Genomic DNA, 13349 nt, shown 5'->3' on the forward strand with positions numbered 1-13349 from the left:
CCGCGCTTGTGTCGCGAGTCACGCTGGGACGACCGCGCGAGTGCATCACGTGTCAGTAGTCTTGGAGAGAATGGATGAACGCGAAACCGATGAGTGACACGGAAGTCGACGAGCTGCGCCGCAAGGTCTGGCTCTACGAGAAGATCTTCGACACCTTCCCCTTCTTCCTCTACGTGAAGGACCCGGAGGAGCTGCGGATCCAGGTTGCCAACAAGACCTGGGCCGACGCCTTCGGGACCACGAAGGAGGCTCTCCTCGGGCAGACCGACTACGCCTACTTCCCGAAGGAGCACGCGGACGCGACGGTCGCGTTCGATCGGGAGGTGCTCGCCAGCGGTGAGGCCCGCTCCATCGAGGAGGTCAAGCGGGCGGGCGACGAAGGGGAGGATCGCTGGTACCTGACGCGCAAGACCCTCCTGCGGGACGACGACGGCAACGTCGTTTGTCTGCTCGGCGCGACCGAGGACATCACGGCGAAGCGGGTCGCGGAGGAGGAGCTTCGCGCCTCGAAGATCAAGCTCGAGGAGCAGCTCCGCGAGATCGAGCGCAACCGCGCCGTCTCCGCGCGATCGCTGGCCAGCTATCAGAACCGCGCCCTGCAGATGGAGATCATCCGTCAGCAGAACGAGGATCTCGACAAGCTCGCGATCGACCTCGCCTCCGCCAAGCGCGTGGCCGAGGAGAACGCCCGGGAGCTCGAGACCGCCGCGCGGCTGAAGAGCGAGTTCCTCGCCAACTTCTCCCACGAGATCCGCACGCCGCTGAACGGCATCCTCGGCTACTGCGAGCTCCTCGGACGAGAGGAGGGATCCCGCCTCACGCCCCACGGCCGCCGCGATCTCAACGTGATCAAGGCCAACGCCCGCACGCTCCTCGCGCTCATCAACGACATCCTCGATCTCTCGAAGATCGAGGCCGGTCACATGGAGACGGTGCAGGAGACGGTGGACCTCGAGTCGATGGCCGGCGAGTGCGCCGCCACCGTGCAGGAGTACCTGAAGGGCAAGAACGTCCTGCTCTCGCACAAGGTCGATCCCAGGGCGCACGCCATCCGCTCGGACGGCCTCAAGCTCCGGCAGGTGATGCTCAACCTCCTCTCCAACGCCGCCAAGTTCACCGACGAGGGCGAGATCGTCCTCGACGTCCAGGCGGAAGGGAGCGGGATCGTCATCACCGTCGAGGACACCGGAAGCGGGATCCCGCCGGATCAGCTCGGCGCGATCTTCGAGAAGTTCCGCCAGGTGGACGGCACCAGCACCCGGATGAAGGGCGGCACCGGCCTGGGACTCGCGATCGTGAAGGAGCTCTCCCACCTCCTCGGCGGAAGCATCGACGTCGCCAGCGTCCACGGCAGGGGCTCCACCTTCACCGTGCGCCTGCCCGGCGTCCTCGAGGGCGTCGAGGTCCATACGCCCGCGGCTCCGGCTCACGGTGAGGAGAGCACCATCAGGCACCGGGTGCTGGTCGTCGACGACGACCCCCTCGTGCACCAGCTCCTCCGCAGCGACCTCGAGGCCGAGGGCTTCGACGTCCTCCTCGCCATGGACGGCGTGGAGGCCCTCTCCGTCGCCCGGCAGCAGACGGTCTCGGCCATCGTCCTCGACATCCACCTGCCCAAGCTCGACGGCTGGCAGGTGCTCTCCGCCCTCAAGTCCGATCCGGCTCTCGCCAGGATCCCGGTGGTGCTCCTCTCGGTCGAGGAGCAGCGCGCCAAGGGCTTCTCTCTCGGCGCCTGCGAGTACCTCGTGAAGCCGGTGGAGCCGGAGCGCCTCCTCTCCGTGGTGAACAAGGCGATCCAGCCCCAGGCTGGCGAGGTCCTCGTCGTCGACGACGACGCGATGACCCGGCAGATGGTCTCCCGATCCCTGCGCCACGCCGGCTTCTCCACCGTGGAGGCGGCCAACGGAGACGAGGCCCTGCTCCGGATGCGCATCGCCAAGCCGGCGCTCCTGATGCTCGACCTCGCCATGCCCGGCATGGACGGCTTCGAGGTCCTACGGCGCATCCGCGCCGAGGGCAGCGAGATCCCCGTGGTGGTCCTCACCGGCAAGACCCTCGACGAGCAGGACAAGCGCCTGCTCCAGGAGGGGATGGCCGGCGTCGTCCAGAAGGGGGGCATCGCCCTCGACAAGGTGGTGGCCGAGGCCAAACGGCTCGTGATGGATCACCGCGACCAGGCGGCGACGAAGCTCCCCCGCATCCTCTACGTGGAAGATTCCCCGCAGAACCGCGACGTGGTCCGCCGCTACCTCCACGGCCTCTTCGACGTGATCGAGGCCGAGGACGGAGAGCACGGCCTCGAGAGGGCCGCGAGCGATTCCCCCGAGCTGATCCTCATGGATCTCTCCCTCCCCCGACTCGACGGCTGGGAGGCGACCCGCCGGCTCAAGGCGAACCAGGCGCTGGCCGGCATTCCGGTGATCGCCCTCACCGCCCACGCCAGCCGCGAGGATCAGGTCCGCGCCCGCTCCGCCGGATGCGACGACTTCCTCACCAAGCCGGTGGACTGCGACCTCCTGATCGGCACGATCCGCCGGCACCTCAACGGGAAGGCCAATGTCTGAGACGATCAAGGTCGTGGTGATCGACGACGATCCGCTCCAGCTCGAGCTGGTCTCGAGGCTGATCGGGCCCCTCGGCTTCGAGGTGATCACCATCGAGTCGCCGATCGGCGCCACGAACATCGTGCGCCGTGCGGCGCCCGACGTCGTTCTGCTCGACGTGAACATCCCCACGCTTCCGGGCGAGCAGCTCATGGAGCTGATGCGGAACCACGCGCCCAAGCACACGAAGTTCGCGTTCTACTCCTCCGCCGACGAGCTCGAGCTGCGCCGCCTGGCCATGGCGGTAGGCGCCGACGGATGGATCCAGAAGACCGTCCCCGTCGACGAGCTGGTGAGGAAGCTGCGCGAGCTGGCCGCGAGGCCTGTGGGCGCCGTCGCCTAGCCTCGGTGCACGACCGGCTGCCTCCCCGTTCGAGGGAGGCAGCCTCGGTCGCTTGCGTCAGCGCACGGCGGACACGATCTCGAAGGGTCCCGGGAGCACTTCCACCTGCCGGAAGCCCAGGTCGCGAAGCGCGTCGAGATAGAACTCGACCTCCCGCAAACGGCTCGTGCAGCGGTCGACTCCCATCAGGAAGTAGGACCAGAAGAACTGAGCCGCGAGGCGGTCGGCGGTGCGGAACTCCTCGCAGATCAACAGCCGCCCGCCCGGCGCCAGCGCCTCGCTCGCGCTGCGGAGCAGGTCGCGCGAGACCGCCGCCGGCCAGTCGTGGAGCACGCGGACGAAGGAGATGGCGTCGTAGCCCCGCGGGAGCGGCTCGTCGAGGAAGCTCCCTCCCACGAAGCCCAACCGCTCCCCGACGCCGCGGCGGGCAGCCGTCGCGCGGACGAGGGGCTCCGTGGCTGGCAGGTTGTAGACGTCCGCCTCCAGCCGCGGGTGCGCCTCGAGCAGGTGGGCCGCCAGGCTGCCGTCGCCGCCGCCCACGTCGAGGAGGCGGGTGCCGGCCGGGAAGAGGCTGGCACCGTGGGTGACAAATGACTCCACGATGGGTCCGAGCCCTGCCGCCATGCTCCGCTCGAAGGACTCGATCTGCTCGTCGGACGACGGAGGCCAGTCGAAGGACTCGGCGGGGATGCTCCGCTCCCCGGTGAGGACCTCGGGGAGCGCGCCGTGGATCGCTCGCCAGTCGAATTTCTCGCGATCGCGCTCGAGCGAGGACGACCCCAACACCGTCTCCGCCGCGGCCCTCGCGCCGGCGACGGCGCGATAGCGCGCGAGGACGAGCTCGTCCGAGTCCTGCTCGCGCCGGACGAGGCCCAGGCTCTCGAGGCAGTCCAGGAACTTGTAGAGCCTGCCCGGATCCGCGCCGAGCCGCTCGCTCAGTGCGCCGAGCGTGGCGGGGCCTGGATCCAGCGCCTCGAAGATCCCCAGCTCGCGGGCCGAGCCCACGACGTCGATCGCCCGGGCGCCGTTGAAGAGAAGGTGGAGGAGCGCCCGCGGCGACAACGAGATGACATCAGACATCGTGTGCCTCGCGAGTCAGCTCGTCCATGAACCTCTCCACCTCTTCGAGCGAGTTGTAGAAATGCGGCGCGACCCGCAGCGCACCGCGGTAGCTGCACACGAAGCCCCGCTCCACGAGCCGCCGGGTCACCGCGGCGTCTCCGGCGAATCGCAGGGCCACCACTCCACCCCGCTGCTCCGGCGGGCGAGGCGTGAGCACCTGGAACCCGGCTTCGTCCGCCCGCTCCATGATCCGGGTCGTGCACCGCAGCGAGTGCGCCCGGATTGCGTCCACGCCGACGCCGGCGAGGAGGTCGAGGCCGGGCCGGGAGAGAAGCGCCGGGAGCACCGCTGGCGTCCCGCTCGCGAAGCGGCCGATGCCCGGGGCGTAGTCCTCCGTGGGACCGAACGAGAGGGGATTGGCGCCCGCCATCCAGCCGGTGGCGGCGGGGCTCAGCGACGGCAGGAGCTCGGGCCGCACGTAGAGGAAGGCGCTCTCGATGCCGCCACAGAGCCACTTGTGCGCGCCCGCCAGCAGGAAGTCGACGCCCAGCTCCTGGACGTCGATGGGGACGATTCCGACCGACTGGTACGCGTCCACCGCGAGGAGCGCGCCCGTCGCCCGGCAGCGCTCGGCCACCGGCCGGAGGTCGAGGAGCGCGCCGGTGGCGAAGCTCGCGTGGGACACGCAGACGAGGAGCGTGCGCTCGTCGATGGCGGCGCAGAGGCGCTCCTCGTCGATCCGTCCGTTCTCCGACCGGACGATGACCGTCTCGGCGCCGTAGCGCTCGAAGCCCTTCCAGATGAACGGGACCGTGGGGAACTCGAGGTCCGTGATCACCACGCGGTTCCGGGGCGCCCCGTACTCGAAGCAGGTCGCCAGCCGGCCCAGGAGCACCGAGAGGTTGGAGTCGGTGATCACCGTGCCGGGGCGCCCGCCCACCAGGGCCGCCAGGCCATCGGCGTAGGCTCCGACCGCCGGAATCCACTCGGCCCAGGCCTCGTCGCGCCAGGACGCGAGGGTCTTCCAGTAGCGCTGGAGGACAGCCTCCGCCCCTCGCGGGATCGCGCCGGTGGAGTTGCTGTTGAGGTAGGTGCAGGTCTCGAGGAGGGGGAACTCGGCGCGAAGCTCGCCGAGCGGCCTCATCGACCGACCTCGGGGAGCGGCCGGCTCGGGCCGTCCTCGCGCTTCCAGCTGGCGGTGAGCGCCACCTTCACGTCCCAGAGGGCGCGGAAGAGCGGGAGCGACATCCGGGCGGAGAGCACCTGGGTGGGGATGCCGTCGAGGGCCTTCACCGAGCGGTCCACGCCGATGGTGCGGCGCACGAGCTGGAAGTGACCGTAGAGCCAGCCCTGGAAGGCCTCGTCCACGTCCACGAGCTGCTCGCAGATCCGCTCGAGGTCCGGGTGCTCGCCGCTCGAATAGACCTCCTCGAGCCGGAGACCGCGGCGGGCCAGGAGCCTCTCGAGCGCCTCCTCCACCCCCTTGCCAGCGATCCGCATGGCGTTGTAGCCGGGGGACTCCTGGCCGCTGCCGTTGCCGAGGGTCCGCCGGATCACCTGGTAGGTGGCGGGCGTAAGCGTCTCCAGGATGGCGAGCTCGTTTCGCACGCAAGTCAGCGTCCGGGCGATCCGCTCGAGCCGGGCCGATCCCTCCCAGAGGCGATCGGCGTCGAGGTCGCCCACGAGCTCGATGGACTCGTGGGCGGCGAGCTTGAGCCAGAGCTCTTGCGCCTGGTGGATCACCTGGAAGAGGAGCTCGTCGAAGACGACCCGCTCGTCCGTAGGCGTCTGCAGCGACAGGAGCTCGGGCGTGCGCAGGTATCGCTCGTAGTCGAGCTCCCCCTTGCCGACCCACTTCTCGATGATGGAGTTGTAGATTGGCGCTTCGAGCTGCTGGCGAAGGTCTTCACGAGCAGTGCGGGAAGGCGTGTGCTCCACTGTAGGCTCCGGGGGTTCGTAGGAGCCAAGATGTTAGAGTGTCGAGTACCTCTGCACAATGTATACGCTTGACCACCCTGTGGGACAGGGTGGTCGGGTGTGTACTACCGCGTGACGCCGGGGATGGAGACGCCGCGCTCCCTGGCGACGTCGAGCGCCTCCGTGTAGCCCGCGTCGGCGTGGCGGAGGACGCCCATCCCGGGGTCGCTCGCCAGGACGCGGGAGAGCCGCTTCGCCGCGGCCTCGGTCCCGTCGGCGACGATCACCTGCCCCGCGTGGAGCGAGTAGCCGATGCCGACGCCGCCGCCGTTGTGGACGCTCACCCACGACGCGCCGTTCACCGCGTTCACCATCGCGTTGAGGATCGGCCAGTCGGCGACCGCATCGGAGCCGTCCTTCATGGCCTCGGTCTCGCGGTTGGGAGAGGCGACGCTGCCGCAGTCGAGGTGGTCACGGCCGATGACGATGGGCGCCTTCACCTCGCCCTTCCGCACCAGCTCGTTGAAGGCGAGGCCAGCCTTCTCCCGCTCGCCGTAGCCGAGCCAGCAGATCCGCGCGGGCAGGCCCTGGAAGGCGATCCGCTCCCGCGCGAGCTTCAGCCAGCGCTGGAGGCCCGTCTTCTCCGGGAAGAGCTTCGCCACCACCTCGTCCGTCTTGTAGATGTCCGCCGGATCGCCGGAGAGCGCCACCCAGCGGAACGGCCCCATCCCCTCGCAGAAGAGCGGCCGGATGTAGGCCGGCACGAAGCCGGGGTAGTCGAAAGCGTCGGCCACGCCGACGTCCTTGGCGCCCTGGCGCAGGTTGTTGCCGTAGTCGAAGACGTGGCTTCCCGCCCGCTGCATGGCGAGCATCGCCTCCACCTGCGCCGCCATCGAGCGCTTGGAGCGCTCGATCACCGCCTGGGGATCCCGCTGGCGGAGCGCCGCGAGATCCTGCGGAGAGATGTCCGTGGGCGCGTAGCCGTTGAGCGGGTCGTGGGCGGAGGTCTGGTCGGTGACGAGGTCGAAGTGGACGCCCCGCCGCACGAGCTCGGGGAAGATCTCCGCGGCGTTTCCGATCACGGCGACGGAGAGCCCGCGCTTCTCCCTCTTCGCCCCCTCGACCAGCCGGATGCCCTCGTCCAGGTCCTTGGCGATCACGTCGAGGTAGCGGGTCTCGAGCCGGCGCTCGGCGCGCCAGCGATCGATCTCGACCCCGAGGAAAGCGGCGCCGGCCATCGCCGCGGCGAGGGGCTGCGCTCCGCCCATGCCACCCAGGCCACCCGAGAGGATCGAGCGGCCCGCGAGGTCCTCGGTGCCGAAGTGCTTGCGGCCAGCGGCGATGAAGGTCTCGAAGGTGCCCTGCACGATCCCCTGGGTGCCGATGTAGATCCAGGAGCCAGCGGTCATCTGGCCGTACATCATCAGGCCGGCCTTCTCGAGCTCCCAGAAGTGCGGCCAGTCGGACCACTTCCCGACGAGGTTCGAGTTGGCGAGGAGCACCCGCGGCGCGTCCGCGTGGGTCCGGAGCACGCCCACCGGCTTTCCGCTCTGGACCAGGAGGGTCTCGTCGTCGCCGAGGTTGCGCAGCGTCGCCACGATCCGGTCGAAGGACGGCCAGTCGCGGGCCGCCTTGCCGGTCCCTCCGTAGACGACCAGGTCCTGAGGCCTCTCGGCCACGTCCGGATCGAGGTTGTTCATGAGCATCCGGAGGGCGGCCTCCTGCACCCAACCCTTGCAGGAGAGCTCGGTGCCGGTGGGGGCTCGGACGATGCGTTCCATTGCGCGGCTCCTGGTGTCGCGAGAGCGCCGCTGTTCGCCGGCGGCGGCTCGAAATCGCGCGCAGCATAGGGGAGGCTCGCGGGCTCGTCGACCGGATCTAACTCGGGGCGAGGGCCCGGGCGAGCTCCTCGCCCCTGGGGCCGAAGCCGGTGATCCGCGCGCTCCGTGCCTGCGGGGAGACGTGCTCGAGCTCGATCCGCAGCCACTCGGCGGGAGCGGCTTCGGGGATCCGATCGATCCACTCCACGATCAGCGCCGAGCCCTCGCTCACGAGGTCCAGGAAACCGGTGGCGTAGAGCTCGTCGTAGTCCTCCACCCGGTAGAGGTCGGCGTGATGGATCGGGATGCGGCCGCCATCGTACGGATGGACGATGGCGAAGGTGGGCGAAGCGATCCGCTCGCGGGGCACGCCCAGGGCCTCGCAGATCGAGCGCGAGAGGAGGGTCTTCCCCGCGCCGAGCTCGCCGACGAGCCCGACGAAGTCGCCGGGACGGAGGAGGTCGGCGATCCGCCGCCCCAAGGCGCGGGTGCGGGCGGAGCCCTCCAGGTTGACGGTCACAGGCTCCAAGACGACCAGACCTCCACGATTCCCGAGAGGAGCTCGGAGGCCACGAGCCCCGACATCCCCGTGGCCTTCACACGGCGGTCGCCGGCGAGGCCGTGGACGAAGACGCCCGCGCGCGCCGCCGCGGGCCCCGAGAGGCCCTGGCCGAGCAGGGCCGCGACGAACCCGCCGAGGACGTCGCCGCTGCCGGCCGTCGCCATGCCGGCGTTTCCGGTGGGCGAGATCGCCACCTCCCCGTCCGCTTCGGCGATCACGGTCCCCGAGCCCTTGAGCACCACCGTGCAGCGGTGCTCCTGCGCGAAGCGCCTGGCGATGCCGATCCGATCCGCCTGGATTTCGGCTGCGGTCGTGCCGACGAGGCGCGCCAGCTCGCCGGGATGAGGCGTCAGGACGACGTCCGTCGCGGCTCCCTCGAGCAGCGACGTCTGCCCCTCGAGCGCGTTCAGCGCATCGGCGTCGAGGACCACGGGGCACTCCGCCTCGGCGAGGATCCGTCCGACGAGCGCGCCCGTCTCCTCCCCTCGCCAGATCCCCGGGCCCATCAGGAGCGCGGACTTCCCTCGCGCCGCCGCGACCAGCGCGGGCGCATCCCGCAACGAGAGCGGCCCCTCGCCGTCGAGGGCGACGCCCATCAGCTCCATGGCGTGGCCGAGGATCTGGGGGATGGCTCCGGGCCTGGCCGCGACCGAGACCAGGCCCGCGCCTCCCCGGAGCGCGCCCTGGCCCGCGAGGGCCGCGGCGCCGGTCTTGCCCTCCGATCCCGCCACGACCAGGCAATGGCCGTAGGTCCCCTTGTGGGACTCGGCCGTGCGCCGGGGCAGGAGCCCGCGAATCTCGCCCTCGGAGAGGAGCCGGGTACCGGGGCTCACGCGACGAAGGGCATCGGGCGGCCATCCGATGGACGCGACCTTCACCTCGCCAGCGAGCTCCGCCCCCGGATGGAGGACGAGGCCCGGCTTGAGCGCGCCGAAGGTGACGGTCGCGTTGGCCCGGACCACGTCCCCGGGGGCGCGACCGGTGTCGGCGGAGAGCCCGCTGGGCAGATCTACGGCGACGACGCGGGCGCCACGGCCCGAGGCCGCGTTCATCGCCTCGATCGCCCGTGCGAAGAGGCCCTCCGGCGGGCGCGAGAGGCCGGTCCCGAGGAGGGAATCGACGACCACGTCGCCCTCCACGGCGTCGGCGAGGAGCTCCGGAGAGAACGAATGCGTGCGGCCGCCGAAGCGGTCCCAGAGCGCCGCGTTGGCCGCAGCGTCGCCCTTGAGCCGGTCCTTCGGGAAGACCGCGAGCACCGACGCCTCGCGGCCTTCGGCGAGCAGGAGCCTGGCAGCGGCGTAGCCGTCGCCCCCGTTGTTCCCCGGGCCGGTGACGACGAAGACGCGTCCGCCCGGACGCAGCCGCGAGAGGACGACGTCGGTGACCGCGCGGGCCGCGTGCTCCATGAGCAGGAGGCCCGGCACGCCGAACTCGTCGATCGCCGCGCGATCGACCGCCTGCGTCTCCGCTGCCGTGAGGATCCGCATCGTCGCCCCTCCAAGAACCCCGGGTGCCCGTAGGCTAGGCGCGCGCCCTCGCGATCAGCGCGACCATCTCGTGGACGGCTCGCTCCATGCCGACGAGCACCGCCCGCGCCACGATCGCGTGCCCGATGTTGAGCTCGTCGATCTCGGGGATCGCCGCGATGGGCTCCACGTTGAAGTAGTTCAGGCCGTGGCCCGCGGCGACGCCCAGGTCCAGCTGCGCTGCGTGGCGCGCGGCCTCCACAACCCGGGCGAGCTCCTTGGCGCGGGCGGAGTCAACGGCGCTCTCACAGTACGTGCCCGTGTGGATCTCGACACGCTGGGCCCCGAGGGACCGGGCGGCCTCGAGCTGCGCGACCTCCGGATCCAGGAAGAGCGAGACCTCGATTCCAGCATCCCGCAGCTCGCGCACCGCGGGGCGAAGGGAGTCCATGTTTCCCGCCGCGTCCAGGCCGCCTTCGGTGGTGAGCTCCGCGCGCTTCTCGGGAACCAGCGTCACGGTGTCGGGGCGAATGGCGACCGCGATCGAGAGCATCTCCCGGGTCGCGGCCATCTCGAGGTTCAGCCGGGACTGGACCGTCTCCCGCATGAGCCGAAGATCCCGATCCTGGATGTGACGGCGATCCTCGCGGAGGTGGATCGTGATCTGGTCCGCGCCCGCGAGCTCGCAGAGCGAGGCCGCGGTCACCGGATCCGGGTAGGTGGCGCGACGCGCCTGGCGCAGGGTGGCGACGTGGTCGACGTTGACGCCGAGACGGCAGGTGGGAAGGGGCATGTCTCGCTCTTTCTCGCCGCGGATCCCTCTCGCGGCGGGCTCTTCGTGATGTCTGGTTCGGAGGATCGGCTCGTCGCAGGCCCTCGCGTGGGTGCCGGCGTTGAACGGGCGGCGCTACGATTGCCTAGTGCAGGCTTTCCTTGCGCCGTTTGCCTCCCCGTCCCTTCGAGGAAGGCTCGGCGGGTGCCGCCGTCGCACCGACGGACGCTGGGACCGCGGCCGGCTCCGCGGCGACGGCCCCGGGCACGTGACCCTTCCCGTTTCCGTTGGCGCGGGCGGCGCTCATCAAGACGGGTCGAGGCAGCCTGGGACCCCGCCGCGCGAAGAAGTCCACGAGGTGCGCGGCGACCTCGGCCGGCCGCTCCTCGGGCGCGCAGTGGCCACAGTCCTCGAGCACGTGGAGCTCGGCGTCGGGAAGCGAGCGCTGGAGCTCCTCGCCCAGCGGCAGCGGACAGACGGGATCGTGCCGGCCCCAGAGCAGCACCGCGGGGTGCTTGAGCGTGCGGATCCGGCTCGCCAGATCCGCGGTGTTTCCGAGGTGCTGGATCATCGCGAACATCGCGCGCTGATAGCCCGCGTCGGCGGACGCGGCGTAGGTCTCCACGAGGTCGTCGGTCACCGCGCTGGGATCGGCGAAGATCCGCTTGAGATACATCCGCGCGAAGAAGCGCCGGGGCGCCGCCGGGCTGAGAGCCGTCACGCTGGAGGCTAGGGTCCCGACGATCGGCGTCACCGGCGCCGCCGCCTGCAGGATCCACGGGGCAGAGATCACGCCCTGCCCGTCTACCACCGCCACCAGATCGAGGCGCTCGGGCCTGGACGCGGCGATCTCCAGGGCGATTGCGCCGCCCATCGAGTGGCCGACCACCGCCCGGGCCCGCCGGATCCCGAGGTTGTCCATGAAGCCGCAGACCAGGGAGGCGAGGGCCTTGCGGGAGTAGTCGCCAGGGGGCCGGGCCGATAGGCCGCAGCCCTTGAGATCGAGCGCGAGCACCCGGTAGCCCGCCTCGGCGAGGAAGGGCGCGAGCCGACGCCACGACGCAGCGGAGGCGCCGAGGCCGTGAACGAGCACCACGGGATTCCCTGCCCCGTAGGCCTCGTAGTGGATCCGTACGCCCCCGACGGCCGTGAAGCCGTCTTCCCGAACGACATCGACCTCGTGATCGGGCGTCACGTCTCGCGCTCCTGGTTCGGCATCCACCTCGGTTATAGGGTCTTCTCCCGCGGATCGGCAAACGATTCGGTCCCTGGCGGCGGGGAAGCGGCCGGGGGTTCGCCCGCCAACATTTGCCCGGAGGAACCGCTTCGAGTGGTCAGCGAAGGGCCTGGGTGAGCGCCTCGCTGATCTCGCGAGCGTAGGTCTCGTTGCTCCGGGCGTCCGGCCCCTCGACCAGGACCCGCGCCTTCGCCTCGGTCCCGGAGAAGCGCACGAGCACGCGGCCATCCTTGCCGAGCTTGAGCTCGACGCCGCGGATGGTCTTCAGCACGGTCGGGAGCTCGTCGAGGTCCCGGCGCTGCTTCACCGGCACGTTCAGCAGGGTCTGGGGAACCGGCACGAAGACGTGGCTCAGCTCCGAGAGGGGCTTGCCCGTCTCCAGCATCACCGCGAGCAGCGAGAGGGCCGCGACGATGCCGTCGCCGGTGGTGGCGTGATCGAGAAAGACGAGGTGCCCGGACTGCTCGCCTCCGAAGTTGAGGCCGTCCCGGCGCATCCTCTCGACGACGTAGCGATCGCCGACCTGGGTGCGGACCACCTTGCCGCCGACCTCGGCCATCGCGAGGTCGAGCCCCATGTTGCTCATCACGGTCGCGACGACGGTCTTCTTCGCCAGGTGCTTCTTGGCGAGGAGGTGCCGGCCGCAGATCGCCATGATCGCATCGCCGTCGATCACCTCGCCCTTCTCGTCCGCCACGATCACGCGATCCGCGTCGCCGTCGAGGGCGATCCCGATCTGGGCCTTGTGCCGGACCACGGCCTTGCACATGCGCTCGGGGTGGAGCGCGCCCGCGCCATTGTTGATGTTCTTGCCGTCGGGCTCGACGCCGAGGCGGATCACCTTCGCGCCCAGCTCCTCGAAGACCATCGGCGCCACCTTGTAGGCAGCGCCGTTGCCGCAGTCGATCACCACGGTCATGCCCTCGAGCGTCAGCGAGCGAGGGAAGATCGCCTTGAGGTGGACCACGTAGCGCGCCCCGGCGTCGTCGATGCGGAAGGCCTTTCCGACCTTGGTGGCCGTGGGCCGGAGGTGCTCGATCTTGTTGTCGAAGATCAGCGACTCGAGCCTGGCCTCGGTCTCGTCGGGGAGCTTGAAGCCGTCCCTCGCGAAGAACTTGATCCCGTTGTCCTGGTAGGGGTTGTGCGAGGCGCTGATCACCGCGCCGGCGTCGGCACGCATCGACTCGACGAGGAAGGAGATCCCCGGCGTGGGGATCGGCCCGACCAGCACCGCGTCCACGCCCATCGAGCAGACGCCGGACATCAGCGCGCCCTCCAGCATGTATCCCGAGAGGCGCGTATCCTTGCCGATCACGATCTTGTGCCGATGGCTGCCGTTCCGGATCAGGAAGGCGAGCGCCCGCCCGAGCTGGAGCGCCATCTCGGCCGTCATCGGATGGATGTTTGCGACGCCGCGGACGCCGTCGGTCCCAAAGAGCTTGCGGCTCGCCGGTTTTGCCTCGTTCATGGATCGTCTTCCCCTACCCGTTCACGCCGGCATCGAAGCCCGGCGTCGCAAAGAATGGGGTCGCTCTACCGCCGAACGGCTCCTTCGTCCAGAGGCCAC

The 13349-nt window shown here is 70.3% G+C and carries 11 protein-coding genes; 2 read left to right on the top strand and 9 right to left on the bottom strand.

The features are described 5' to 3' along the window. The first annotated feature begins 74 nt into the window (after window positions 1–74). A complete protein-coding gene (locus AKJ08_RS09810; RefSeq protein WP_050725906.1) occupies window positions 75–2564 on the top strand; it encodes a response regulator in 2490 nt (829 codons plus the stop codon). After that, the gene (locus tag AKJ08_RS09815) at window positions 2557–2946 is read left to right on the top strand and encodes a response regulator (protein WP_050725907.1); all 390 of its coding nucleotides are present in this window, start codon (window positions 2557–2559) and stop codon (window positions 2944–2946) included. Before AKJ08_RS09810 ends, AKJ08_RS09815 begins: the two co-directional genes overlap by 8 nt. Window positions 2947–3003: 57 nt before the next feature. Here AKJ08_RS09815 and AKJ08_RS09820 read toward each other — a convergent pair whose 3' ends face one another. The 9 genes from AKJ08_RS09820 to glmM all read right to left on the bottom strand — a co-directional run bounded on the left by AKJ08_RS09820 (window position 3004) and on the right by glmM (window position 13250). Next, entirely contained in the window at window positions 3004–4026 is a 1023-nt protein-coding gene (locus tag AKJ08_RS09820) for a methyltransferase (protein ID WP_050725908.1), read from the bottom strand. Beyond that, window positions 4019–5152, bottom strand: a complete 1134-nt coding sequence (locus AKJ08_RS09825) for an aminotransferase class V-fold PLP-dependent enzyme (RefSeq protein ID WP_050725909.1) — start codon at window positions 5150–5152, stop codon at window positions 4019–4021. Before AKJ08_RS09825 ends, AKJ08_RS09820 begins: the two co-directional genes overlap by 8 nt. Next, on the bottom strand, window positions 5149–5946 hold the full coding sequence (locus AKJ08_RS09830) for a tryptophan 2,3-dioxygenase family protein (RefSeq protein WP_050725910.1): 798 nt from the start codon (window positions 5944–5946) through the stop codon (window positions 5149–5151). The genes AKJ08_RS09825 and AKJ08_RS09830 overlap by 4 nt, the downstream gene beginning before the upstream one ends. 104 nt (window positions 5947–6050) lie before the next feature. Next, window positions 6051–7706: a urocanate hydratase gene (gene hutU / locus AKJ08_RS09835; protein WP_050725911.1), complete on the bottom strand. Its 1656-nt coding sequence runs from the start codon at window positions 7704–7706 to the stop codon at window positions 6051–6053. 97 nt (window positions 7707–7803) lie between these two features. Continuing rightward, window positions 7804–8265 carry a tRNA (adenosine(37)-N6)-threonylcarbamoyltransferase complex ATPase subunit type 1 TsaE gene (tsaE, locus tag AKJ08_RS09840; RefSeq protein ID WP_240475286.1) on the bottom strand — a complete coding sequence of 154 codons (462 nt, stop codon included), beginning with the start codon at window positions 8263–8265 and terminating at the stop codon, window positions 7804–7806. Then, the gene (locus tag AKJ08_RS09845; RefSeq protein WP_050725912.1) at window positions 8262–9794 is read right to left on the bottom strand and encodes a bifunctional ADP-dependent NAD(P)H-hydrate dehydratase/NAD(P)H-hydrate epimerase; all 1533 of its coding nucleotides are present in this window, start codon (window positions 9792–9794) and stop codon (window positions 8262–8264) included. Before AKJ08_RS09845 ends, tsaE begins: the two co-directional genes overlap by 4 nt. Before the next feature lie 34 nt (window positions 9795–9828). Continuing rightward, a complete protein-coding gene (locus AKJ08_RS09850) occupies window positions 9829–10566 on the bottom strand; it encodes a pyridoxine 5'-phosphate synthase (RefSeq protein ID WP_050725913.1) in 738 nt (245 codons plus the stop codon). Window positions 10567–10690: 124 nt separating this feature from the next. Further along, window positions 10691–11740, bottom strand: coding sequence for an alpha/beta fold hydrolase (locus AKJ08_RS09855; RefSeq protein ID WP_050725914.1), 1050 nt, complete (start codon window positions 11738–11740; stop codon window positions 10691–10693). A 139-nt stretch (window positions 11741–11879) separates the two neighbouring features. Beyond that, complete coding sequence (gene glmM, locus AKJ08_RS09860; RefSeq protein ID WP_050725915.1) at window positions 11880–13250, bottom strand: phosphoglucosamine mutase; 1371 nt, start codon at window positions 13248–13250, stop codon at window positions 11880–11882. Window positions 13251–13349 lie beyond the last annotated feature (99 nt).

Source organism: Vulgatibacter incomptus (genome assembly GCF_001263175.1).
GTDB classification, from domain to species: Bacteria; Myxococcota; Myxococcia; order Myxococcales; family Vulgatibacteraceae; genus Vulgatibacter; species Vulgatibacter incomptus.